This is a genomic window from Natronococcus sp. A-GB1 (assembly GCF_029688845.1).
Taxonomy (GTDB): domain Archaea; phylum Halobacteriota; class Halobacteria; order Halobacteriales; family Natrialbaceae; genus Natronococcus.
In genome coordinates this window covers 165,463-189,782 of sequence record NZ_JARUKW010000004.1, presented here as the reverse complement: position 1 = coordinate 189,782, position 24,320 = coordinate 165,463, and the positions used below count along the sequence as shown (strand labels likewise).

Annotated in this window: 22 protein-coding genes; 10 read left to right on the top strand and 12 right to left on the bottom strand. The window is 66.3% G+C overall.

What is annotated here, in order from left to right:
• Window positions 1–51 precede the first annotated feature (51 nt).
• The 3 genes from QA600_RS06715 (at window position 52) to QA600_RS06705 (ending at window position 2,948) form a co-directional block, all read left to right on the top strand.
• Window positions 52–1,074 (top strand): amidohydrolase family protein, encoded by a 1,023-nt coding sequence (locus QA600_RS06715; RefSeq protein ID WP_278291182.1) that lies wholly within the window; start codon window positions 52–54, stop codon window positions 1,072–1,074.
• 241 nt (window positions 1,075–1,315) lie between these two features.
• Complete coding sequence (locus tag QA600_RS06710; RefSeq protein ID WP_278291181.1) at window positions 1,316–2,119, top strand: thioredoxin domain-containing protein; 804 nt, start codon at window positions 1,316–1,318, stop codon at window positions 2,117–2,119.
• Between the two features lie 103 nt (window positions 2,120–2,222).
• Window positions 2,223–2,948: an FAD-dependent oxidoreductase gene (locus QA600_RS06705; RefSeq protein ID WP_278291180.1), complete on the top strand. Its 726-nt coding sequence runs from the start codon at window positions 2,223–2,225 to the stop codon at window positions 2,946–2,948.
• A 349-nt stretch (window positions 2,949–3,297) separates the two neighbouring features.
• Here the strand turns inward: QA600_RS06705 and QA600_RS06700 are convergent, their stop codons facing one another.
• Window positions 3,298–3,942 (bottom strand): hypothetical protein, encoded by a 645-nt coding sequence (locus QA600_RS06700; protein WP_278291179.1) that lies wholly within the window; start codon window positions 3,940–3,942, stop codon window positions 3,298–3,300.
• Between the two features lie 204 nt (window positions 3,943–4,146).
• Here QA600_RS06700 and rqcH point away from each other — a divergent pair, with 204 nt between their 5' ends.
• Window positions 4,147–6,303, top strand: coding sequence for a ribosome rescue protein RqcH (gene rqcH, locus QA600_RS06695; RefSeq protein WP_278291178.1), 2,157 nt, complete (start codon window positions 4,147–4,149; stop codon window positions 6,301–6,303).
• 31 nt (window positions 6,304–6,334) lie between these two features.
• Here the strand turns inward: rqcH and QA600_RS06690 are convergent, their stop codons facing one another.
• The 3 genes from QA600_RS06690 to QA600_RS06680 form a co-directional block, all read right to left on the bottom strand.
• A complete protein-coding gene (locus tag QA600_RS06690; protein WP_278291177.1) occupies window positions 6,335–7,111 on the bottom strand; it encodes a CPBP family glutamic-type intramembrane protease in 777 nt (258 codons plus the stop codon).
• Window positions 7,112–7,222: 111 nt separating this feature from the next.
• Entirely contained in the window at window positions 7,223–8,386 is a 1,164-nt protein-coding gene (locus tag QA600_RS06685) for an ABC transporter ATP-binding protein (protein WP_278291176.1), read from the bottom strand.
• Window positions 8,376–10,139 (bottom strand): iron ABC transporter permease, encoded by a 1,764-nt coding sequence (locus tag QA600_RS06680; RefSeq protein WP_345782012.1) that lies wholly within the window; start codon window positions 10,137–10,139, stop codon window positions 8,376–8,378. The genes QA600_RS06685 and QA600_RS06680 overlap by 11 nt, the downstream gene beginning before the upstream one ends.
• Window positions 10,140–10,379: 240 nt before the next feature.
• Here QA600_RS06680 and QA600_RS06675 point away from each other — a divergent pair, with 240 nt between their 5' ends.
• Window positions 10,380–10,694, top strand: a complete 315-nt coding sequence (locus QA600_RS06675; protein ID WP_278291174.1) for a thiamine-binding protein — start codon at window positions 10,380–10,382, stop codon at window positions 10,692–10,694.
• Window positions 10,695–10,769: 75 nt separating this feature from the next.
• Here the strand turns inward: QA600_RS06675 and QA600_RS06670 are convergent, their stop codons facing one another.
• The 3 genes from QA600_RS06670 to QA600_RS06660 all read right to left on the bottom strand — a co-directional run bounded on the left by QA600_RS06670 (window position 10,770) and on the right by QA600_RS06660 (window position 14,319).
• Window positions 10,770–11,855, bottom strand: coding sequence for a thiamine ABC transporter substrate-binding protein (locus QA600_RS06670; protein ID WP_278291173.1), 1,086 nt, complete (start codon window positions 11,853–11,855; stop codon window positions 10,770–10,772).
• A 51-nt stretch (window positions 11,856–11,906) separates the two neighbouring features.
• The gene (locus QA600_RS06665; protein ID WP_278291172.1) at window positions 11,907–13,652 is read right to left on the bottom strand and encodes an asparagine synthase-related protein; all 1,746 of its coding nucleotides are present in this window, start codon (window positions 13,650–13,652) and stop codon (window positions 11,907–11,909) included.
• A 133-nt stretch (window positions 13,653–13,785) separates the two neighbouring features.
• Window positions 13,786–14,319 carry a hypothetical protein gene (locus tag QA600_RS06660; RefSeq protein WP_278291171.1) on the bottom strand — a complete coding sequence of 178 codons (534 nt, stop codon included), beginning with the start codon at window positions 14,317–14,319 and terminating at the stop codon, window positions 13,786–13,788.
• A 117-nt stretch (window positions 14,320–14,436) separates the two neighbouring features.
• On the opposite strand from QA600_RS06660, the gene QA600_RS06655 reads away from it, so the two are divergent.
• Window positions 14,437–14,697, top strand: coding sequence for a hypothetical protein (locus QA600_RS06655; protein WP_278291170.1), 261 nt, complete (start codon window positions 14,437–14,439; stop codon window positions 14,695–14,697).
• Window position 14,698: 1 nt separating this feature from the next.
• On the opposite strand, the gene QA600_RS06650 is transcribed toward QA600_RS06655, so the two are convergent.
• From QA600_RS06650 to QA600_RS06640, 3 genes are all read right to left on the bottom strand, one after another.
• Window positions 14,699–14,983: a DUF6360 family protein gene (locus QA600_RS06650; RefSeq protein WP_278291169.1), complete on the bottom strand. Its 285-nt coding sequence runs from the start codon at window positions 14,981–14,983 to the stop codon at window positions 14,699–14,701.
• A gap of 137 nt (window positions 14,984–15,120) precedes the next feature.
• Window positions 15,121–16,899, bottom strand: a complete 1,779-nt coding sequence (locus tag QA600_RS06645) for a ferredoxin--nitrite reductase (protein WP_278291168.1) — start codon at window positions 16,897–16,899, stop codon at window positions 15,121–15,123.
• 76 nt (window positions 16,900–16,975) lie between these two features.
• Window positions 16,976–17,302, bottom strand: a complete 327-nt coding sequence (locus QA600_RS06640) for a hypothetical protein (protein WP_278291167.1) — start codon at window positions 17,300–17,302, stop codon at window positions 16,976–16,978.
• A gap of 289 nt (window positions 17,303–17,591) precedes the next feature.
• Here QA600_RS06640 and QA600_RS06635 point away from each other — a divergent pair, with 289 nt between their 5' ends.
• Window positions 17,592–18,659: an mRNA surveillance protein pelota gene (locus QA600_RS06635; protein ID WP_278291166.1), complete on the top strand. Its 1,068-nt coding sequence runs from the start codon at window positions 17,592–17,594 to the stop codon at window positions 18,657–18,659.
• 6 nt (window positions 18,660–18,665) lie between these two features.
• Here QA600_RS06635 and QA600_RS06630 read toward each other — a convergent pair whose 3' ends face one another.
• Window positions 18,666–19,106 (bottom strand): hypothetical protein, encoded by a 441-nt coding sequence (locus QA600_RS06630; RefSeq protein WP_278291165.1) that lies wholly within the window; start codon window positions 19,104–19,106, stop codon window positions 18,666–18,668.
• A 239-nt stretch (window positions 19,107–19,345) separates the two neighbouring features.
• Here QA600_RS06630 and QA600_RS06625 point away from each other — a divergent pair, with 239 nt between their 5' ends.
• Window positions 19,346–20,026, top strand: coding sequence for a DUF4336 domain-containing protein (locus QA600_RS06625; RefSeq protein ID WP_278291164.1), 681 nt, complete (start codon window positions 19,346–19,348; stop codon window positions 20,024–20,026).
• Window positions 20,027–20,058: 32 nt separating this feature from the next.
• Here QA600_RS06625 and QA600_RS06620 read toward each other — a convergent pair whose 3' ends face one another.
• Window positions 20,059–20,757, bottom strand: a complete 699-nt coding sequence (locus tag QA600_RS06620) for a phosphoglycerol geranylgeranyltransferase (protein ID WP_278291163.1) — start codon at window positions 20,755–20,757, stop codon at window positions 20,059–20,061.
• Between the two features lie 152 nt (window positions 20,758–20,909).
• Between QA600_RS06620 and QA600_RS06615 the strand changes: the two genes are divergently transcribed.
• Together QA600_RS06615 and QA600_RS06610 are read left to right on the top strand one after the other, a co-directional pair.
• The gene (locus QA600_RS06615; protein ID WP_278291162.1) at window positions 20,910–23,600 is read left to right on the top strand and encodes a PAS domain S-box protein; all 2,691 of its coding nucleotides are present in this window, start codon (window positions 20,910–20,912) and stop codon (window positions 23,598–23,600) included.
• 308 nt (window positions 23,601–23,908) lie between these two features.
• A complete protein-coding gene (locus QA600_RS06610; protein WP_278291161.1) occupies window positions 23,909–24,190 on the top strand; it encodes a hypothetical protein in 282 nt (93 codons plus the stop codon).
• Window positions 24,191–24,320 lie beyond the last annotated feature (130 nt).

Genomic DNA, 24,320 nt, shown 5'->3' with positions numbered 1-24,320 from the left:
GCTCGGAGGCGAACGCAAACGGTTGAAGGGACGGGCCACGAAGAAGCGAGCATGGAACGAACCGGGACGATCCTCTGCGGCGGAGACCTCGAGCCCGTCGAGGGACGCATCGTTGTCGACGGCGAGGGACGCATCGAAGCCATCGAGGAGGAGTCGGTCGACAGCTCGGATATCATCCTCCCGCCGTTCGTCAACGCTCACACCCATATCGGCGACTCGATCGCCAAGGAAGCTGGCGGCGGGCTCTCGCTCGAGGAGCTGGTCGCCCCACCCGACGGGTTGAAACACCGACTCCTTCGGCAGGCCTCCCGCGAGGAGCTCGTCGACGCGATGGAGCGATCGCTTCGGTACATGCAAAACGGCGGCACCGCCGCCTGTCTCGACTTTCGAGAGGGCGACGTCGAGGGCGTTCGGATGCTCGAGGACGCCGCTGCGGGCCTCGAGCTCGCGGCACTGTCGTTCGCCCGCGGCTCCGTCGCGGCGATGGAGGCGGGCGACGGATTCGGTGCTAGCGGCGCCAACGACGGCGACTTCGAGAGCGAACGGATCGCGACCCGCGAGGCGGGCAAGCCGTTCGGCATCCATGCGGGCGAGGGGGATCCGAGCGACCTCGACGGCGCGCTCGCGCTCGAACCCGACTTCCTCGTCCACGTCGTCCACCCCGAACCGGACCACCTCGAGCGAATCGCCGACGCCGAGATTCCGGTCGTGCTCTGCCCGCGGTCGAACCTCGTCACCGGCGTCGGCTTCCCGCCCGCGGCCGAACTGGCCGAGCGAACGACGCTCGCGCTCGGAACCGACAACGTGATGCTCAACTCGCCGTCGATGTTCCGGGAGATGGAGTTCCTCGCGAAGTGTTCCGACCTTCGGGCCGAGACGATTCTGCGGATGGCGACGGTCAACGGCGCCGACCTCGCCGGGCTCGAGGGTGGCGCCCTCGAGCCGGGAGCGCCCGGGCGGCTGCTCGTCCTCGACGGGGATTCGGACAACCTCACAGGGGCCCGTGATCCAGTCCGGGCCACGGTGCGGCGAGCCGGCGTCGACGACGTCCGCGAGGTCGTCCTCGAACCGTAGCGCCGGCCTCGGCGCGAACCGGACCCTGGGAAGGACGAGTACCGGCCAAGGGAGCCAATTCTCGCTCTCTCCCAGATAATGTATAACTATACCTGGGTGTTTTAATCGTCGTATTTCGTCACATTAGCTACTATATTAGGACTATGTTCGGAGAGTGAAATCATCAGTCCTGAATTATACTGCCAGTAACTAGTGACTTATCTGAGTAGTAGTAATTCCGGGTAACCGATTAGTTCGATCCGTGACGCAAGACAACCGAACCAGACGGCGCGTACTTCAGGTCGGCAGTGGCGCGGCCATTGCCGGGCTCGCAGGATGTACCGACTTCCTCTCCAGCGACGACGACGAGGACGACGACGATCCGTCGAACGAAACCGACGGCGGTAACGGGGAAAACGGCGGCAACGGCGACGACCCCGACGGCGAGGAAGATAAGGACGAGATCGAGGAGCCAAAGGGCGTGCTCGATCCGGTTCCGACGCCGGACGATCCGAAATCCGCGTTCCCGATCGCCGGCACGGGCGACGCGCCCGTGACGATCAAGCTGTTCGGCACCTGGAAGTCGACCGAGACCTCCGAGTTCATGCTCGAGGAGTTCACCGAACTGCTCGAGAAACACGTCAAAAAGGGCGAGGTCGACCTCGAGGTCCACGCCGTCGCCTCCCTCGGCGGGGCGTCGCTCCACGGCGACGATGGGGAGCGACTGGCTCGAGCGGGACTGGCCGTCTGGGACCACGACCCCGGTCAGTTCTGGACGTTCGTCGAGTGTATCGCGATCAATATCGACCTCGAGGAGGAGTGGGCGACGCCCAAGCGACTCAAGCACGTCGCCGAGAAATCTGACGTCGCCGACCCCGAGACGGTGTACGACGCTGCCGCGGGCGACGCGTACCAGGACGAACTCGACGAGACGATCGGGGAGGTCGAGAAGATGGACGTCGACGACGTTCCCCGCGTCAGCGTCGACGATACGGTCTACTCGCCGACGGAGGAGACCGACAAACTGTACGCGGCCATCGAGGCGGCCGTCGAGACGGAGACGTAACGGACCGGAGACGGTCGTCGATTGGGTCATTCACTTTTTCGATCGGAATCAGGATGCACGTGCCGACAGCACGGTTTAGTGGCTTCTGACCGCAGATCGGGCTATGACACTGTCCGTTACGGTCGCCGACGTTCACCGGATGACGCCGGACGTCAAGCAGTTTCGGCTCGTCGCCGACGATCACCGCTTCGAGTTCGATCCCGGCCAGCATACGTCGGTCCACTTCGAGGCCGACGGCGAGGAACAGGAACGTCCCTACACGGCGATCAACGCCCCCGGAACGAACCAGCTCGTGCTGACGATCAAGCGCTACGACGACGGCACCGGTTCGGTCTACATGCACGACCGAACGCCGGGCGACGCGATCGAGATCGATCCCATCGAGGGGAACCTCCACCTCCGCGATCCCGAGCGCGACGCCCTCTTCGTCGCCACCGGAACGGGGATCACGCCGCTGTATCCGATGATCAGACAGTACGCCAACGAGGGTCAGGGAACGGCCACGCTCGTCTTCGGCGAGCGCGACCAGGAGCACCTGATCTTCCGGGAGAGTCTCGATCAGCTTCGGGCGGGGACCGACGCCGTCTCGGTCGAGTACGTCCTTTCGGACGCCGACGACGACGCGGCCTGGAACGGACGAACCGGCCACGTTCAGGACCACCTCCAGGAGTCGTTCGAGGGCCTCGACGACCTCGCGAACGTCGACTGCTACGTCTGTGGCGTCCCCGAAATGGTCGTCGAGACCCAGAAACTGCTCGAGGACGCCGGCGTCGACGGCGATCGGGTCTTCACGGAGGGGTGGGAGGCGGACGCAGCCGACGAGGATTGAGTCCCTCGTACGAGGCCCGGTCATCACGTACACATCGCCTGACAACGACGGGTCTCGATCGTTAAAAACACACCAATAGGTGCGAAATTTTTATAGTAATGGGGCCTGAAGCATCAGGTGCCGACGAACGTCGGCATCGATCACACTCCCCTCAGAAACCAGCGCCACACCCGCTGTCACTCATTGGGGCGTGTCGTCGCCACTCCCCCCACCCCCCACCGCTCGAACTTCCCCCCCTTCGGGCGGACTGCGACGACGCGCCTCCGTGATCCCGCTTTTCCGCGATCGAACCGGTTCGAAACGAGGTTCGACGACTCCGTGAAACGTTTATGCGCCTGCTAACAGTCGATCAGCCGTCGATAGTCGCCTCGAGTTCGAGCAGTCCGAGGTAGTCCGGGGCCGCACCGCTGGTTCGAAACTCCGTGACCGTCGAGTCGACGAACTCGTAGAACTCCGACTGCGTGCTCGGAATCATCGGCTGACCGTCCTCTCGTAGGAGATAGGCCGGGGCGTTCGTGCTGCGGATCCGCTTCCGTTGTTCCGCCCAGGCGTCGCCGGCGTAGAGGAAGACGCCGAACGAGAAGCGACCGGCAGCGACCGCGTCACGCTTCGAGTCGAACTCGTCGGCCTCCTCGATCCGGTACTCCTCGTCGCTGAGCCAGGCGATCGCGGCGGCTCCCTCCGCTCGGAGGAGGTAGACGTCCCACGACAGCGTCTTGTCGAAGATCGCCCAGCCGTTTCGCGGGCCGATCGTGTCGATCTGAACGCTGAACGCCGGTCGGCCGCGAGAGCCGCTCGGCTCGTGGACGAACGTCGCGTCGTACCCCGGAATCCGGATCCCCCGATCGTGGTAGGCGACGCCCTCAACCGGAATCTCGACCTCGAGTTCGTCGATCAGCGCGCGGGCCGAGAGCCCGCCCGTCTGCTCGAGGCGCTCGAGGAACGACGGGAGTCGCGAGACCTCCGCCCAGACCGGGCGCTGGGGTGCGCTCATTGGCCGCCTCCGTCGCCGTGCGCTCGACGTTCGTCCGTAGTCGTCCCGTCCGTTCCGCTCGCGAGCGAGCCGGCCGTGTCCATACTTGTGTGAGACGGGCTCGTCGCCGATGAGCCTTTCTGACTCGGAGCGAGCGCGCCACCGCGAGACACTCGCTCGAGCCGGAGCGACACGCCTTTTTGACCGGACCGGGCAGGTAGAGGTATGGATCCAAAGCGGGAGCTTACGAGCGTCGATCTCGCGGCCCTCGTCGGGGAGTTCGGCACCTACGAGGGCGCAAAGGTCGACAAGGCCTACCTCTACGGCGACGACCTTCTGCGGCTCAAGATGCGCGATTTCGATCGTGGTCGCGTCGAGTTGTTGATCGAGGTCGGCGAGGTCAAACGCGCTCACACGGTTGCCCCCGAGCGAGTGCCCGACGCCCCCGGGCGGCCGCCCCAGTTCGCGATGATGCTTCGCAACCGGCTGTCGGGGGCCGACTTCGTCGGCGTCGAACAGTTCGAGTTCGACCGCATCCTCGAGTTCGTCTTCGACCGCGACGACGGCACGACCCGTATCATCGTCGAGCTGTTCGGGCAGGGGAACGTTGCGGTCACCGACGGCGAGTACGAGGTTATCGACTGCCTCGAGACCGTTCGCCTCAAATCCAGAACGGTCGTTCCCGGCTCGCGCTACGAGTTTCCCGACTCGCGGACGAACCCGCTGTCGGTTTCGCGGGAGGCGTTCGACCGCGAGATGGACGATTCGGACACCGACGTCGTCCGGACGCTCGCCACACAGCTCAACATGGGCGGGCTGTACGCCGAGGAAGTCTGCACCCGCGCGGGTGTCGAGAAGGCGATGGACATCGAGGACGCCACCGATGACGACTACCGCCGCGTCTACGAGGCCATCGAACGGCTCGCACTGGACGTCCGCAACGCGAACTTCGACCCGCGGCTGTACCGGAAGCCGGTCGAGGACGACGGCGAGAACGAGGAGTCGGAGTCGCCCGACGACGGCCCGGTCGTCGACGCCACGCCGTTCCCCCTCGAGGAACACGAGGAGGCCGGCCTGGCTGCCGAGAGCGCCGACAGCTTCCTCGAGGCGCTCGACGACTACTTCTTCGAACTCGAGCTGGAAGACGAGGAGGAGCCCGATCCGACCGAACAGCGCCCCGACTTCGAGGAGGAGATCGCCAAACACGAGCGGATCATCGAACAACAGGAGGGCGCGATCGAAGGGTTCGAACAGCAGGCTCAGTCCCAGCGGGAGAACGCCGAGTTGCTGTACGCCGAGTACGGGGTCGTCGACGACATCCTCTCGACGGTCCAGGAGGCCCGCGCGCAGGACCGTCCCTGGGACGAGATCGAGGAACGATTCGAGGAGGGCAAAGAGCGCGGAATCGAGGCCGCCGAGGCCGTCGTCGGCGTCGACGGCACGGAGGGGATCGTCACCGTCGAACTCGACGGGGAGGAGATCGACCTCCTCGCCCGGCAGGGCGTCGAGCAGAACGCCGATCGGCTCTACACCGAGGCCAAGCGCATCGCAGAAAAAAAGGAGGGCGCGCTGGCGGCCATCGAGGACACCCGCGAGGACCTCGAGGACGCCAAGCGACGCCGCGACGAGTGGGAGGCGACCGACGAGACGGCCGACGGCGACGACGAGGACGAAGCGCAGGAGGAGACGAACTGGCTCGAGCTGGCGTCGGTCCCGATCCGGGAGAACGAACCCTGGTACGATCGATTCCGCTGGTTCCACACCAGCGACGGCTACCTCGTAATCGGCGGGCGAAGCGCCGACCAGAACGAGGAACTCGTCAAGAAGTACCTCGAGCCGGGCGATAAGGTGCTTCACACCCAGGCCCACGGCGGTCCCGTCACGGTGTTGAAAGCGACCGATCCCAGCGAGGCGTCCTCGTCGGACATCGAGCTGCCGGAGTCGAGCATCGAGGAGGCCGCCCAGTTCGCCGTCACCTACTCGTCGGTCTGGAAGGACGGCCGCTACGCGGGCGACGTCTACGCGGTCGACTCGGATCAGGTCACCAAGACCCCCGAGAGCGGCGAGTACCTCGAGAAGGGCGGCTTCGCGATCCGCGGGGATCGAACCTACTACCGGGATACGCCCGTCGGCGTGGCGGTCGGCATCCAGTGTGAGCCCTACACCCGCGTCATCGGCGGCCCGCCGTCGGCCATCGAGGGGCAGGCCGAGACGACGATCGAACTCGAGCCCGGCCGGTACGCTCAGGCCGACGCGGCAAAACGGATGTACCGACGGTTCCGCGAGGAGTTCACCGACGAGTCGTTCGTCCGGAAGATCGCCAGCCCGGACCGCATCCAGCACTTCATGCCGCCGGGCGGGAGCCGGATCGCCGAGGAGTAGCTTCGCGTCCGAGTTCGACGTGCGATCGTTCTCAGACGAGGAGCGCGACGAGCCAGCCCGCGACGGCGACGACGTGCGCGAAGGCGTGGGCGACCATCGCGACCTCGAGGCTGTACCGCCAGAACAGCCACCCGAACGCGACGCCGCCGACGGCGTTGGCGCCCACGATGAACGCGACGACCGCGGGTGAGAGTGCGCCGTAGATGGTCGCCGCCATCGGCAGGTGGAGCACGGCGGCGATCGCGATCGCCGCCCACGCGATCCCGGCCGACGGCTCCGCACCACGTCGTCCGGTCACCGTCCAGAGAACGAGGGCGAGGACGGCCATCACGCCCAAGCGGAGCAGTAGTTCTTCGGTAATGCCACCGTAGAGGAGCCGGAGCGGGAGCGACTGCAGGAGAGCCGGGACGGTCATCTCCCAGGCCTCGCCGTTCGGAATCTCGGGGGCAACGAGTTCGATCGCGAGCAACATCGCTCCGACGGCGGCGCCCGCGCCGAGCGACGGCCGGAGCTCGGGCGGGATCCCGGACGCGACGGGCGTTCCGTCGGCGACGCGGTTCGCCAGGTGCGAATCGAACCCAACTCGCGGCGCCGCGTAGAGCCCCGCCGCGACCGCCGCCGCGAGGAGCACGAGCACCTGGAGGGCCGACGCGAGCAGGACCGTCTCCACCGAGAGCCCTGCTTCTGCGGCCACCGCTTCGTACTGGGACGGGTCGACGACCCCGTCGAAGACGAGCGCCAGTACGCCCAGCGAGCCGGCACCGACGAGGACGGCGAACTGCCCGAGCCGCAGTTTCAGTCGAGACACACCCTCCGTCTCTCGGTTAGCAACGTATCTCCTTCGGAGACGGTCGGGGACTACGGACACGTTCCCGCGTCGTGAGACGTCTCGTCCGTCGGGAGGGGCCCGCGAGGTCGCTCAGGCGGTGCGATCGACCGAAACGACGTGTGCGTCGCCGGGATCGAACCCCACGAGGACCTTGCCGGAGAGCGGATTCCGCGTTCGCACGAGCAGTTCCTGTCCCTGCCACTCGAGGTGGACCCGGGTCGTCTCGCCGAGAAACTCCGCGCTCCGGACGGTCGCCCGCGTCGCGTTTTCCGTCTCGAGGCCGTCGCTCGGATCGGCCGCGACGACCAGGTTCTCCGGTCTAACGCAGAACGCGAGGCCGTCGGCGACGGCGACGTCGCGTTCTCCGGGGACGACGGCGAACGTCTCCGGGCCGACGTCGACAGATGCGAGTCCGCCTCCTCCGAGCGACCGAATCGTTCCGTCGAATACGTTGTTGTCACCGACGAACTCCGCGACGAACCGCGTCCCCGGCCGGCGGTAGATATCCTGCGGGGTCGCCACCTGCTCCGGCGCTCCGGCCCGCATTACCGCGACGCGATCCGAGATGGCCAGCGCCTCCTCCTGGTCGTGGGTGACGTAGATCGTCGTGATTCCGAGTTCCTTCTGGATCCCTCTAACCTGAACGCGGAGCCGCTCACGCAACTGGGCGTCGAGTGCGCTCATCGGCTCGTCGAGCAAGAGGACGTCAGGGCCGGGTGCCAGTGCGCGAGCGATCGCGACCCGCTGTTGTTGCCCGCCGGAGAGTCGATCGGGCTCTCTGTCCTGCATCCCCTCGAGGTCGACCAGCTCGAGTAGCTCCCGGACCCGCTCGTCGTCCGAGACGCCCCCTGGCGGGTCGGCGAAGTTGAGCCCGTAGGCGACGTTTTCGCCGACGCTCATGTGGGGAAACAGCGCGTAGTTCTGGAAGACGACGCCGACGTCGCGTTCCTCGGGTGGGACCCCCGTGACGTCCTCGCCGTGGAACCGAACCGTGCCGTCGGTTGGGGACTCGAAGCCGGCGATCAGTCGCAGCGTCGTCGTCTTTCCACAGCCCGAGGGGCCGACCAGCGTGAAGAACTCGCCCTCGCGGACCGACAGGGAGACGTCGTCAACGGCCGTCGTCTCGGCGTAGCGTTTCGTGACGTCGGCGAGGTCGACGGCGATCGGTCGATCCTCAGTCGGGGACTCCGGGCTCGAGGACGTGGATCGGGACTCGAGCGACTCGAGCGATCGATCGGACTCTTCAGATGCCAAAGCTCTCACCCCCGAGGCGGTCGATGATCACGAAACTGATGCTCGTGACGACCAGCAGGACGACGCCCATTGCGGTTGCGGGTCCGAGCCGACGGCCGATGAACCGTTCGATCGCGACCGGCATCGTGTACTGATCCGTCCCGGTCGCCAGGATGACCGTCGAGGAGAACTCGCCCATCGAGATGGCGACGACGAAGGCGGCGCCCGCAACGACACCCGGCCAGACCAGCGGAAGCTCGACGTCGTACAGGGCTCGAGCGCGCGAGGCCCCGAGCGCGCGGGCCGACTCGACGAACGAGCGGTCGACCGACTCGAGCCCCGGCGCGACGGTGCGGACGACGAACGGATAGCAGGAGACGGCGTGGGCGGCGACGATCGCCGCGGCGCCGCCCATCGTGATCTGCCAGCCCGCGAGCTCAATGCCGAAGACGGGCCCTCGCAGGAGGCCGATCCCGACGATGATCCCCGAGATGGCGAGCGGGGCCATCGCCACGGCGTCGACGAGCTTTCGGCCCCGGTATCGTCTGGTCGTCAGCACCGAGACGACGACCCCCATCGGCAGAGCGAGCGCGAGCGCGCCGGCGGCAAAGAGCAGGGAGTTGCGGATCGCGGGCCAGGGTCGGACCTGGAACGCCGCGGCGGTCTGCTGGCGGTCTATCAGGAATCGGTAGTGATCCAGCGTGAGCCCGTTCGGGCCCGCGACGCTGGCGTAGAGCATGCTGACGATCGGCGAGACGAAGACGACCAGCGCGACCGCGGCGTAGACGGCGATCCCGGCCCGCGGAACGAGTTCGCGGACGGACAGAGTGGGCGGCGAGAGCGGTCGACGCGGGAGCGGGCGCACGCCTCGCGAGCGGACGACGTGGTTCGCCTCGTAGCGCAGGTAGCCGTAGAGGATCCCCAGCGTGATGACGAGTTCGACGATCGCCAGCGCGGCCGCCTCGGCGTAGTTCAGGTCCTGAATCAGCCGGTAGACGAACACCTCGACGGTCGCCAGCTCGAACCCGCCCAGCGCCAGCACGATCGGGAAGGTGCCGAACGTGAACACGAACGTCAGCGCGGCCCCCATTAATACGGCCGGATACAGCTGGGGTGCAACGACGTCTCGAAACGCCCGAAACGGGCTCGCGCCGAGGCTGCGGGCCGTTTCGATCGCGCTCGCGTCGACGGACTCCCAGGCCGCGGTCGTCACTCGCGCCACCAGCGGCGCGTTGTAGAAGGCGTGGGCGATCAGGATCGCTTCGAGCGTGAACATCAGCTCGATCGGACCGAGTCCGACGAGGCCGAGGGCGCGATTGAGCGTCCCGTTCTCGCCGAACGTCGCGACGAAGCCGACGGCGACCATGATCGAGGGCAGCACGAACGGGAGCACCGTCAGCGAGCGCAGCGTCCGCCGGCCGCGGAACTCGTAACGTGCGAGGACGTAGGCCGCCGGAACGCCGAGTACGACGCTAAGCAGGGTCGAGAGGAACGCCTGGTAGGCCGTGAAGCCGACGATGCCGATTCGGCGGTCACTCGAGAGCAGGTCGCTCGCGACCGCGAGCGGGGACTCGCCGGCGAACAGCCGGGCGACGTCCCCAAAGTAGAACGGGTCTCGCAGGAGCTCGAGGAAGACCGCGAGCGTCACGGCACCCTCGACGACGATGGCCTCGACGAACACCGTCGCGACGGGGTAGTAAAACAGCACGAGCAGCAGGAGGATCGTTCCGAGGCCGAACAGCGCGATGGCTCGTCGCTCGAGGCGGTTTCGGATCCCCCTCGCGTTCCGTCGTCCCGCCGGTTCGCCTTCCGAGCGGGGATCCTCGGGGTCGGAACCCGAAGCGGGAACGTCGACGGGCGCGGTCGCCCCGCCGTCGGCTTTCGGATCCGAGCGATCGTTCACGCGGCCACCTCCGCGCGTCCGCTCGCCGCGTTTCGATCCGCCGACCGCACCGACCACCGGGTGGTACTCGTGACCGAAACCACTACGTGACGACCGCGAGAACGGTCGCCGATGACAGTTTTCGCACTGCTTCGCGTAACGCCGATCACCGACGACGACGCGACCGAGAACGTCGCGGCCGCGATCGACGCCCTCGAGGAGTACGACGTCGAGTACGAGACGACGCCGCTAGCGACCACCCTCGAGGCCGAGGACGTCGAGGAGCTGTTTGCGGCCTGCGGGGCTGCCCACCAGGCGGTCGAGGGCAGCGAGGTCCAGACGCTAGTGCAGGTCGACGACAGACGCGAGAAGTCGATGACGGCGAGCGACAAGGTCGACGCCGTCGAGTCGGAGCTCGGACGCGATGCTCGGAGCGATGGCGACTGAGGCGTCGCTCGCGGCGTTCGCCGATTTGCGACGCCTGCGGTCGGCTCGTCCGGAGCGCTCGAGGCCACGGCTCGCTCAGTAGTCGCCGGCGGCGACCTGTTCCCACTCGTCGAGCCAGCCGTCGAGGTTCGCCTCGAGGGCGTCGTAGTCGAAAAACGGCGTTTCGTCGGGCTGTTTGGCGTACTCCTCGTACACCTCCGGTAGCTCGGTTTCCTCGTTGACCGGACCGGTGACGTTGCGTTCGGCGATCACCGCCTGGACCTCGGGATCGAGGATGAAGTCCATGAACTCGTGGGCGAGGTCGTCGTTCGTCCCGTCGGCGAAGCGGGCCATCCCGGCGATGTTGGCGTACGCCTGGTCGTGCAGCAGCGAGACCTGGTGTTTCTCGAGGTCGTTGTCGGCGCGTTTGGCGTAGACGCGGTCGTTCGCGTAGGAGGCGACGACCGGCACCTCGCCCTCCTCGAACTGCGCGTACACCTCACTCCAGGAGTCGAGAACGCGCGTGTCGTTGTCGAGTAAGTCCTCCCAGTACTCGAGGTACTCGTCCTCGCCGAAGTGGTCGATCGTCCACAGCAAAAAGAGCAGTCCGGTCGTCCCGCGCTGGGGGTTTGGAACCGCGATCTGGCCCTCGTACTTCGGATCGAGCAGGTCGTCGAACGTTTCGGGAGTGTCGACGTTCCGGCCGTCGTAGACCATCGCACAGAAACTTCGATAGGTCGGGATAACCCGCCCGTGTGGGTCGAAGTAGTGTTCCTCGTCGACGTTCTCGAGGTGCTCGAGGGCGTCCTCGTCGGTCTCGACGAACAGCTCGTCGTCGGTGTTGTCGTCGGCGCGGACGACTTCGTGGGGGTTCAGCCCCAGGTAGAGTTCGGGCTCGATCTCGACGCCCTCGTTGTGGCGCTCGATGTAGTAGTTCAGCTCCTGTTCGGGCGTCTGCCACTCGAACTCGACGTCGTACCGGTCGGCGAACTCGTCGGCGATCCACTCGCCGGGGCTGTCACTCGGCGCGTCGACGAACGCGGTGTTCGCCGCGACCCGGAGTACGTCCTCGTCGTCGCCGTTTCCGGTCGTCCCGCCGTTGTCGCCTTCCTGTGAGATGCAGCCGGCCAGCCCGAGTCCGGCGACTGTCCCCCCGCTCGCGAGAAACGTCCGTCGTCTCATTACCCGGTGATCACAGCCGGTGGTACGTAAGGGTCGCGCTTTCGATCCGCACTACTCGCCCGCGGTCGGCAGCCGAAGTGTCGGTCCGTCGGGAATCGATCCCGTCGCGCCCTCGAGATCGAGCCGACCCCTCGCGGCCAGCGTTCGCAGCGCGTAGAGGTTCCGGAACGTCGGGAGCGCCTCGAGGACGCCGTCGTCGACGATGCCGTACCACGCCAGGGGATGGGAGCCGGGCTCGCTCCAGGCCGACCGCGGCGCGAGAAACGGCGGCTCCCAGTCGCCGTCGCGCTCGGTGAACTGGCGGGCCGGCGCGTGTCGAACCAGCGCGAGGTGGCGATCCACGGGCGAGAGCGTTCGATCCGTCAACGCCGCTCGCTCCTCGGGGACGTCGGCCACGCGTCGATACTGTTCGCGTGCGAGGCCGGCGTGCAGTCCCTTGCCCCGTCGCGCCTTGAGTGGAACTCGTTCCCACGCACGAACGTAGGCGGGGTCCCACAGCGGCAGCCACCAGTCGAGATTCGCGTCCTCGTAGACCCGAAGGTCCCCGTTGGTGAACGTCGCCATCCGACCGCGCCACTCCCAGCGCTCGTAGGCCGCGGCCGCACTCGTGGGGTCCGCGACGGCGCCCGAATTGCGCTCGCCGCACAGCCCGCGACGGATCCGCTCGCGCGCAGCGTCCTCGAACCGCTCGTCGTCCCACTCCCACAGCACGTAGTGGTGCTCGAGGACGTAGTCGACGAGATCCTCGATAGCGGGATCGATCAGCCCCCGGTCGAGCGCGTCGTCATCAGCGTCGACGGCCGGCCCGCAGCCGACGCTCGAGTCCTCGCCCCGTTCGCGCTCGCCGACGAACCGCGGCAGCCGCTCGCTGGGCGTCGCGACGGTGTGACCCGGGCAGTACAGCGCGTCGGTCGGCAGCCGCCCCTCGGCGACCAGCTCGCGGACGGCGGGCCACTCCGCGAGAAAGGGGAGCGCGTCGCCGCCGAACGCCTCGCGCTCGTACCGTCGCCCCGGCGGACCGCGGTACCACTCGCGCCACGTCGACTCGTCGTAGTCACAGAACTCCCAGGGAATCCCGAGTCGAGCCGCGATCTCCCTGCTCAGTTCGACGTCCGGGTGGCCCGAACGTCCGAAGGTGAACCCGATCACCTCCCGGTCGCGCTCGACGAGCGCCGACGCGAGCAGCCGCGAGTCGTAGCCGCCCGACAACGGGACGACGACGGGTCGGTCGCCGGCGACGCGCTCGAGCCGATCGAGCGCGGTCTCGAGGGCCGACTCGAGGCTCGCTCGAGTGTTCGCGTTCGTGCGTTCGTCTTCGGAACCCGCGGGCCAGTATTCGCGGTAGGTTCGCCGTGTGATTTCGCTGTCATCGAGCCGAACTACCTCACCGGGCTGGGTCGCGTACACGCCCGACCAGATCGTCTCCGGACCGGTGACGTACCGCGTCAGGAGAAACTCGCTCTCGAGGACTGGATCCGTCGGCGCCTCGAGCGCCTCGCGAACCACGCGCCCGCGATCCGAAATGGATCCCTCGGCACCGTAGTACAGCGGAATCGACCGGGCGCCGTCGGCGACGAGGTAAGTGGCGTTGCCGTCCTCGAGAACAGCGGCGAAGAACCCCTCGAGGTCGGCCGCGAGATCAGCGACGCCCTCGAGTTCGGCGTCCGTCCCCTCGGCGTCCGCAAAGCGGGCGGCGAGGGACGGTCCCTCGAGGAGCTGCCCGCCCTCAAACGCGCGACCCCGAACCGCGACGCCGTCGGTTCGAGTCCAGCCGTCGTGACGAAGCACCGTCTGCATACTCGTTCGTTCGTCGAGGCGTACTTAGGTCCGCCGACGGGTGTCGACTCGGCGGCTCATACTGTCGGACAGAACTATTTGGAGATCGGTCGCGACTTCACGATCGACTTTGCACTGACTTCTGTTCGACAGCTTACTCCCGGTTGTCGGCCAGCTCGCGGCGCCGTCGGTCGGCCGCCGCGTCCCACCGCTCGGTCGACTCGTCGTAGGCCGTCCCCAGCGAGATAAGGAAACCGGTGATGGCGGTGACGAGTGCGATACTGCCGATCGCGACAACCGCGATCGAGAACAGCTGGCCGGCGAGAACCTGTGCCGAGGTCAGCAGCGAGACCGCCGTCACGAACGCGATCAGGGTACCCAGCCGCGCCAGCCGCCCGGTGTCGAGACCGCGCTCGGCGCCCGACTGCGTTTCGGTGCGCTCGATCAGCTCGTCGACGATACCGCTGTACTCGCCGCCGTCTCGTGCGTGACCCAGCGAGTGGATCGACTGGGCGATCCACAGTCCGGCCGTGAAGTTCAACAGCGCGACGAACGAAACCAGTCCCAGCTCGCCGCCGACGAACAGTCCGGCGGTGATCGCGCTGACGAGCGAGAGCGCCATGATCGCGTGGGTAATGATCGATCGGGTACCGAAGTCGGCCAGCCGGTTCAGCTGAGTCGTTTTCATACCGTATTATAGGTTTCCGTAGCGAAAGCCAGTACGCCCTAACCATGATAGGTATTTACACACGACCGTTGCAGCTGCCGGGCCAGCGGCTTCCCGTCCGGGATCGGTAATGGACGTATGGCAGAACTCGGCACCGCGACGATCACCTACAAGAACGCGAGCGACGAGATCGAGGAAGTCACCGTCGACAACGATCACATCGCCTACTTCCAGGACCACTGGCTGTTCGCCTACGGGACCGACGACGACGGCAACGACATGGTTCGGCGGGTTCCGAGCGAGCGGGTCTACCACGTCGAACGTTCGGTCGAGGAGCTCGAGAGCACGTTCGACACCGCGGTCGACAAGGCCAAGGACACCCTCGAGGAGCTCAAGTAGGCTACTCGTCGGTTGCGTCCTCGACCCGATCCGCGTGTTTCTCGAGGTCGGCTGCGATCGTTCGAGCCTGGTCGGGCGTCAGCTGAATCTCTTCCATGTGGGCCGGGAGGTGTTCCTCGGTCATGTTGTCAAGCTCGAGCTGCAGCCGGACGCAGTCGGGCGCTTCCCTGTCGGCCGTGGCGTTCACGACGGCGAACGATTCCGTCTCGAACTCGTGGCCCTTCGCGACGGCGTCGACGAGGTCGAGCGTCGTGTAGGCGTTGACTTTCATCAGGCGGTCTGCCATGGTACTCGAGAGCGGCCGAACGCACTTAGGCGGCCCGACAGCGGCTCGAAAAACGGGTTTCGCTGAATCGAACGCAGCGGCTCCGGGAACCGTCGCAAGGCGGCGGCCGAGAGCACAGCGCCGAGCGGCGATCGCTGTCAGTCGTCCGACGGAATCGGCGTCCCGTCAGACCTCGCAGGAGCGGGGCTCTCGTCCAGGTCGTCCTCCTCGGCGTAGGGGTACCACGTCCGCTTCGTGTTGTGCATGAAGGGATCGTCGTAGTCGGTCTCCTCGGGCTCGATCAGGTCGGCGAGCTCCTCGTCGTCGCGCTCGGCGACAAACTCCCGGAAGCTCTGAGTTTCGCTGTCGCGCGCTTCCTCGAAGTTCTCGAGCAGGTTCGCGATCGCACCGGGCACCTCGTCGGCGGGCACGCGCTCGGCGATCCAGGCGGCGAACTGCGGGTCCTCGCCGAGGCCGCCGCCGAGGCCGATGTCCAGCGCCTCGACGGGTTCGCCGTCCTTGCGCGTCTTCATCCCGCGCAGGGAGACGTCGGCGATCTGGGGCTGGGCACAGGAGGCGGTACAGCCCGACAGGTGGACGTGGAAGTTCTCGACGCCGTCGGGCAGCTCGACGTTGTCGACGAGCCAGCGGGCGTAGCGGACCTGGCGGTTCTTCGTCTCGACGATCGAGAGCGAACAGAACTCGGTTCCGGTACAGGCGATCGACCCGCGCTGGAAGGGGTGCGGATCGGGGCTGTAGTGCTCGAGAACGTCCTCGGAGCGCAGGTTGTCGACGTTCTCCTCGGGGACGTCCGTGAAGACGATGTTCTGGCGCTGGGTGAGCCGAACCTCGCCCGAACCGTACTCGTCGGCTGCGTCCGCGAGGTCGTACGCCTCGTCGACGCCGATGCGACCGACGAGGACGTTCAGCCCGACGTAGTAGTTGCCGTCAGGCTGCCCGTGGACGCCGACGTGGTCGTGTTTGCCGTCGGCCTCGCCCGCGTTGTAGGAGTACGACTCCCGGAGGTCCTCGCCCGCCGTGTGGAGTTCGAAGTCGACGAACTCCTCCTGGAGGGTTTCGCGGAACTTCTCGGGACCCCACTCGTCCATGAGGAACTTGATTCGGGCGTTGTAGCGGTTCTCGCGGTCGCCGTTGTCCCGGAACAGCGCCGAGATGCCGCCGGCGACGTCGACGGCCTGCTCGGGCGTCGCGAAGACGTCGATGTCCCGGGCGAAGCGGGGCTCGTTGCGCGAGAGGCCGCCACCGACGCGGATGTTGTAGCCCGTGACGGTCTCGCCGTCTATCTCCTTCTCGGCGGGCTCGAACGCGAGGTCGTTGATGTCGCCCTGACCACAGCCCTCGTCACAGCCCGTGACCGACACCTTCCACTTCCGGGGCAGGTTCGAGTGAGCCTCGTTTCGCTTGAACGTGTCGTGAAGGTCGGTCGCGAGCGCGTCGGCGTCGACGTGTTCGTGTTTGTCCTTGCCGGCGACCGGGCAGCCGACGATGTTGCGCCAGGAGTCGCCACAGGCCTGGACCGTCGAAAGGCCGACCGACTCGAGGCGGTCGAAGATCTCGGGGACGTCCTCGAGGCGGATCCAGTGGAGCTGGATCGCCTGTCGGGTCGTCACGTCGATCCAGCCGTTACCGAACACCGGATTCTCGGCGGGGCCGCGGGAGAAGTCGTCGGCGATCTCGACGATCTCCCGGAACTGGCCGGGCTCGAGGACGCCGCCCGGTGGACCGATCCGCATCATGAAGTACGACTCCTGGCCGGCGCGCTGGTGGTACAGGCCGTACCACTTGAAGCGCTCGAACCACGCGTCGTGCTCGTCGTCGGGGATCGCGTCCCACCCCTCCTCCGCGAAGCGCTCGATCTCGGCGCGGATGTCGGTACCGTAGAGTTCGTCTTTCCACTGCTCGACGTCACTCGGCATTGATATCACCGCTATGAACTCCGCCTATAAGCCCCCCTGCGTGACGTCAGTTCTCCCCGCCTCTCGGGGATTCCGGTTACGCTTGCCGCCCGGCGTCGGACTCGAGGGTCGACTGGACGGCTTCGGGACTGTAGGCCTTGAACTCGCCGTCGACGATGCGGCCGACGGGGAGTCGATCGATCGAGTCGCGGGTGCCACACTCGAGACACTGGCCGACCGTGTCGGCGACGACGACCGAGCCTTCGACCCCGGTTCCGAAGAAGCCCTCGAGCAGGACGTACGCCGGTTCGCACTCGCAGAAGACGCCTCGAGAGAGCGTCCAGACGTCGCTGACGCTCACCCGGCGGCTGTCGTCGACGCTGATCCACGCCCCGTCGTCGAGCGTTCGCAGTGCAATCGCCATACTCCCGATTCGAACCCGAGGGCTCTCCGTTCGTCGCCCCGGGCAATGCTTACCGATCCCGTGACGCATCCTCGAGCGGAAATCGCAGGACGTGATCGGGTATATCTCGAAACCCGCGTCTCGGCTAGCGGTTCATGTTGCCGGTATAGGTGAGATGCCCGTTCGCGGGGCTGCGGAGAGCCGCCGTCGTGTGGACAGAGAGAGCCTCGACGAACCCGCTCGAGCGCCGGGTCGCTGCCCCAGCTACCGGATCGCAGCCCACTTACCACCGCCCTGCGAACTCACGGCCATGCAGATCAAAGACCGGGAGCGACTCGACGGAGGTCGCGAGCGGCTCACCGTCGTCCCCGAGAGCGTGGACGACCTCTGGCACCTCCAGTACGTCCTCGAGCCCGGCGATCGCGTTGCGGGCGACACGACCCGGCGGATCCAGCGCAACGACGACCAGATGCGGGACACGGGCGGCGAGCGCGAGCACATGTGGGTCGCCATCGCCGTCGACGATATCGAGTTCCACAAGTTCGCCAACCGGCTTCGGGTCGGCGGCGAGATCGTCGCCTGCTCGCGGGAGGACCAGCTCGGCTTCCACCACACCCTGAACGTCGAGGAGCGCGAGGAGCTGTCGATCGAGAAGCGGTTCAAACCCGACCAGGAGGCCCGTCTCGAGGAGGCCGAGGAGGCGACCGAGAACCCCGATGTCGCCATTGCGACCGTCGAGGAGGGACAGGCCCACGTCCACACCGTCGCCCAGTACGGCACCGAAGAACGGGCGGCGATCACCGGACCCACGGGCAAGGGCGACTTCGCCCGCGAGCGCTCGGAGCTGTTCGCGGAACTGGCGACGGTGCTCGAGCGCCAGGACGCTGACGCGGTCATCCTCGCGGGGCCCGGCTTTACGAAGCAGGACGCCTACAAGTACATCGAGCAGAACGCACCCGAGATCGCCGAGAAGATCACGATGGTCGACACCGCGGCCGTCGGCGACCGCGGGGTCCACGAGGTGCTCAAACGGGGCGCCGTCGCGGACGTTCAACAGGAGACTCGAATCGAGAGCGAGGCCGAGTACATCGACGAACTCACACAGCGCATCGCTCAGGGCGCGAAGGCCGCCTACGGCCCTGACGAGGTCAAGCAGGCCGCCGAGTACGGCGCGATCGAACGCCTGCTGATCGTCGACGACCGACTCCGGCGGGAACGGGGGCCCGACGGCGAGTGGACCCTCGACGTCGACGACGTCGTTCGCACGGCCGAGCAGAAAGGCGGCGAGGTAACGGTGTTCTCGAGCGAGTTCCCGCCCGGCGAGCAGCTTTCGAACCTCGGCGGGATCGCGGCGCTGTTGCGCTACCGGCTCGAGTGACCGGCCTCAACAGCCGTCCGCTCGGTAGATTCCGAACAGTGGCTCGCCGACGTCGTCCGATTCGACGTCGATCCGATACGCCCGACAGTCGGCGTTCGTATTGGCTGCCCTGGCCCAGAACTCCCCCTCGACGTCATCCGGTCGCCGAGCGAGATTGAAGTAAACGTTGTAGACGCCGGGCTCTTCAGGTAGGTTTTCGACGGTCCGAGTTGTGGGGGACCCTTCGTCCGCGGGCGGAAGCGACGTAATCCCGTCAAACACCTGTTCGCCGTCGTCCTCGACGATGACCAGCACCGACTGGTAGTCCGCAGTGTGGTTCCGCAACTCGACTTCGAGCAGCCGAGCTTCCCGCTCGGGGGACCGAAACGAGCCGGTACAGCCGGCGATACCCGCACTACAAACGCAGCTCGCCGCCAGGAGGATTTTTCGACGAGAGACGGAAGGCATGCCAGGTGGAGTACGACGTATCGGCATATCCTTTCTGAACAGTCGTTGCTGATACGATCTGCTGTATCGAGTTCCCGGAGTGGCCGTAGGACGATTCGTGGTCGTTTCGGAACTAACGTACAGAAACCCATCTGAGAGGCGACCAGTTACGCGATCCGCGCGCGCTGTGACGAGCACTCGAGCCGACCCCGGCGAACCGTCGAGTGTTTTGATACCGTCTGAAAGCGTAGGATAACGGAATGCTCACCGAACGGGCCGATCGGCTGTGGACCTACGAGGAACCGCTTCAGTTCTTCAGTGTCGAACTCGGGCGGATCATGACCGTCGTCGAACTCTCGAGCGGGGGGCTGTTCGTCCAGTCGCCCGCCGAGCTGACGCCCGATCTACAGCGTGCGCTCGAGGAACTCGGCGACGTCCGCTTCGTCGCGCCCGCGAGCAAACTTCACGGCCACCTCTACATGGAGCAGTACCGGGCCGCGTTTCCGGGCGTCGAACTGCTGGCCGCGCCGGGACTGGCTGCTCGGCGACCCGATCTGCAGTTCGATGGACTGCTGGGCGACACTCCCGACCCGCGCTGGAGCGCCGACATCGATCAGGTCGCGGTCGACGGCCACCGCTGGCTCACCGAGATCGCGTACTACCACCGACAGAGCGGAACCGTGATCCTCGGCGACGTCGGCTTTCACGTCGGGCCCTCGAGCCCCCTGAAGACCCGCCTCGTCGCGCGGCTGTTGCGGATCTATCGGCGGGTCTCTCCGCCGATCGAGTTCCGGCTGACGATCGCCAACGAGGACACGTTTCGACGGTCGATCAGAGACGTCCTCGCCTGGGAGTTCGACCGGCTGATTCCGGGTCACGGCGAGATCGTCGAAACGGGTGGAAAACAGGCCGTCGCGGATGGATTCGACTGGGTTCTCTGAGCTCGACGGTGACCCGAGCGAGCGCGGTCCGATCAGGCGTCGTTCGCGGCCTCGACCGTCTCCCGCAGGGCGTCGACCCCCTCGTCGTGGGCGAGGTCGCCGACGACGATCACGTCGGCGTACTGGGCCATTCCGTACGCCGAGTCGTAGTCGTGGATACCCCCGCCGTAGAACAGTGTCGACTCGTCGACACCCCGGCTGGCGGCTTCGACGATCTCCTCGTCGCCGAGCATCCCCGAGTACTCGAGGTAGACGATCTCCTGGCCGAACATCCGTTCGGCGACCTTCGCGTAGGCCTCGACGTCGTCGGCCCCGAGGTCGCAGTCGGCCTCCGTCAGGGTCGCGACGTCGGCCTCGGGGTTCATTACGATGTAGGCCTCGGTGGTCGTTCGTTCCCAGTCGACGGTGTCGATCCGGACCCACTCCTTGTGAGCCTCGGTGATCCAGAACGGCGAGCCGGCGTTGAACACCGTCGGGATGAAGTAGCCCTCGAGGGCGTCGTTCCGGACGACGACGCTCGGGTTCGCGGGCTCCTGGTAGAGCGGCACGTCGTGTTCGGCGCAGGCGTCGATCACCGCGGTCATGTTCTCCTCGGTCATCCCCATCGTCCCCCCGATCTCGATCGCGTCGGTGCCGGTCGCACAGAGATCACCGAAGGTGACGCCGTCGGGAAGCTCCTTGTCGGGGTCGAGTTTGAGGATATGGTTCCAGTCGGTCCAGGGGGCAGTCATACCGCTCCGTTTCCCGACAACCGGGAAAAGCGCTACGAAACGGCCCCAAGACGGCGCTCCGACAGTAGCCGACGACGGCGACCGCCCGTGGCATCGAGGAGCGGGCCGACGAACGTCGGCTTTATTTTTCCACCGCCGAGAGTGGTCACCGTATGAGCGATCGGGCGGAATCGACCGAGGAACTGCGGTGGTCGACCGGCAGCCCGGCCGTCGAACGACAGCGGTTTCGGGCGATCGCCGACGCCCTCGACGGCGGCGTGCTTCAACTCGACGCCGACGGACGGATCGTTACGGTCACCGACGACCTGCTCGAGATCACGGGCTACGCTCGGGAGCAACTGGTAGACGCATACGTCTCGGCGCTGTTCGACGCCGACGTCCTCGAGCGCGAGGATGAGGACGAGAGTGAGGACGACCCGGGTCACAGACGGGACCTCGAGACGGTGATCGAGACCGCGGACGGCCGAACCGTCGACTGTACGGTCCGTCTCGAGCGGCTCATCGAGGAGGGTGAGGAACGCGGTACCGTCTGCATCGTCAGGCATTCGGGAGCGCCACCGCGGGCGGGTAGGGGAAGCGACGACCCGGATCCACGGACCCGGCGGCTCGAGCGTAGTGTCGAGCAGCTCTCGTCGGAGCTCGATGCGGTGTTTGACCACATCTCCGACGCCTTCTGTGCCCTCGACGACGGCTGGCGGGTCACCTACGTCAACGACCGAGCCGCGGAGCTGCTCGGCCGGCCGGCCGAGGACCTGCACGGGGCGAACGTCTGGGAGGCGCTGCCGTCGCTCGTCAGCACCCACCTCGAGGAGCGACTCCGGACCGTGATGGCGACGAAAAAGCCCCTCTCGTTCGAGCGACACGTCGAACCCCTCGACAGCTGGGTTCAGATGGACGTCTATCCGACCGAGGTCGGGATCTCGGTGTACTTCCGGGACGTGACCGAACAGGTCGAACGCGAACATCGATTAGCGGTGTCGGAGCGCCGGTACCGAACCCTCGCCGAGCAGTTCCCGAACGGGATCGTCGCCCTCTTCGATCTCGACGGGGAGTACACGCTGGCGGCGGGTCGCGGCTTCGATCGGCTCGACGCCGACCCAGCCGACCTCGAGGGGAAACACTTTCGGGAGGTCTGGGACGAATCGGTCGCGGCGACGGTCGGTCCGGCCTACCAGCGCGCTCTCGAGGGTGAGGAACAGCGGATCGAACTCGAGCAGGACGGCCGGGCGTGGCTCGTCCACGTGGTTCCGGTTACCGACGACGGCGGGAACGTCGTCGCCGGGCTGACGATGGCCCAGGACGTTACCGAACAGAAGGAACGCGAGCGCTTCCTGCAGGACGCGAAAGCACAGCTCGAGGCCGCCACGGAAGCCGGCGCCGTCGGCACCTGGGAGTGGCGCGTCCAGGAGGACCAGTTTATCGCCGGGGCGGCCTTCGCCAAGACGTTCGGGGTCGACCCCGACGAGGCTCGGGAGGGGGTCTCCCTCGAGCGTTTCGTCTCGTCGATCCACCCGACCGACCGCGACCGGGTCGAGCGAAGCATCGAGGACGCCCTCGAGCGCTGCGGCGAGTACGAGGAGGAGTACCGCGTCCGCAATGCCGACGGCGACCTCCGCTGGATCGTCGTCCGCGGCCACGTCGAATGCGACGAGGACGGAACCCCGCGTACGTTCCCCGGCGCGGTCGCCGACATCACCGAACGAAAGCGCGCCGAGCGGAAGCTCCAGACCCACAAGCGCCAGCTCGAGACGCTGTTCGAGGTGTTGCCCGTCGCGGTGATCGTCGCCGACGCCGACGGACGGCTCATCGAGGCCAACGAAACGGCTCGGGAGCTGTGGGGCGGCGACGTCTTCGACGCCGAAGCGATCGGCGACTACGACCGCTACGACGGCTGGTGGGTCGACACCGACGACCCGATCGAACCCGAAGAGTGGACGATGACGCGCGTCCTCGAGGGCGAGGAGGTCACGGAACCCGACGTCCACGAGATCGAGACCGTCGAGGGCGACCGTCGGATCGTCATGACACACGGGATGCCCGTGCGCGACGATCACGGCGAGGTTCGTCGCGGCGTGATCACCCAGACCGACGTTACCGAACGTCGGGAGTACCAGCGCCGGCTCGAGGAGACGATCGAGAAGCTCGAAACGTCGAACCAGCGCCTCGAGCGCTTCGCCTACGCCGCCTCCCACGACCTCCAGGAGCCCCTGCGGATGGTCTCGAGCTACCTCCGCCTGCTCGAGGATCGCTACGGCGACCGACTCGACGGCGACGCCGAGGAGTTCCTCGCGTTCGCCGTCGACGGCGCAGACCGGATGCGAGAGATGATCGACGGCCTGCTCGCCTACTCCCGGATCGATACCGCGGGCGAACCGCTCGAGTCCGTCGAGCTCGAGGACGTGTTCGACGACGTTCTCGGGAGGCTGGGCGGTCGTATCGAGGAGTCGAACGCCGAGATCGGCGCCGAGGCGCTCCCACGGGTCGAGGGCGACCCGAAGCAGCTCCGCCAGCTCCTCCGGAACCTCCTCTCGAACGCGCTCACGTACTCGCGGGAGAGCGAGCCACGGATCACCGTTTCGACCGAACGACAGGGGTCGATGTGGCGGATCTCGGTCCGCGACGAGGGGATCGGCATCCACCCCGACGAGACCGAACGCATCTTCGAGGTGTTCCACCGGCTGCACACCCACGACGAGTACGCGGGCTCGGGGATCGGGCTCGCGCTCTGTCGGCGGATCGTCGAGCGCCACAGCGGCGAGATCTGGGTCGACTCGGAGCCCGGAGAGGGCTCGACGTTCTCGTTTACGCTTCCGGCGGCCGACGAGGCGTACGGTAGCCGCTGAAAATCGGTGCGCACTCGATCGGACGACGGTTGGACGATAAGTGCCAATTTCTTTAGTTATCGTCAAAGTAGGAAGTAACACAATTTCTTTACTCAAGATCCGTGTGAACCTCGCGTTACGTACAGGTCAAGTAGGTAACGACGCAGCAATCAATCTCTCCGATGGCTGTCAAGAGACGCCTGCTGAATATAGAGGGTGAGTGCAGCAGACCGACATCCTTTGTCCTACCCGGCTTGCGGTGAATCTGTCGTGAGAGGAGTCTTCGGACTGACCGATACCATTATCCGTTGAAATGTGGTAGTTCTCCTATGCGAGCGGCTCGATTCGTAACGCTCTGTTTCCTATACAGCGGTTTGATTTTCATTGCGCAATTTATTACGGTCTACAGCGCTTCGACCGGCGTTTCGACCGAATTAGGGGCACTCGCTCAACTCGGCGTTGGACTTTCGATTTTCGCCGGCGGTCTTGTTAGACTGTGGAAGCCCAAAGAAGAGCAGAAGCCTACTGAGTACGGATTTATGGCGTATGGGATGGCTGTACTCTCGGTGTTCCTCACGGTCATTTTCCTTGCACAACTCCTGCTGTTGTGATCCGTGCGTGCATGAATCCCTCACCGATGTCGGCACCGCGTTGCTGATTCGCGCGCTGTATTCAGCACGACTCTCTCAACACCTCTATTAATTGATGAAAGAGACCGCGTTACGTTCTCGTGAGCAGAGA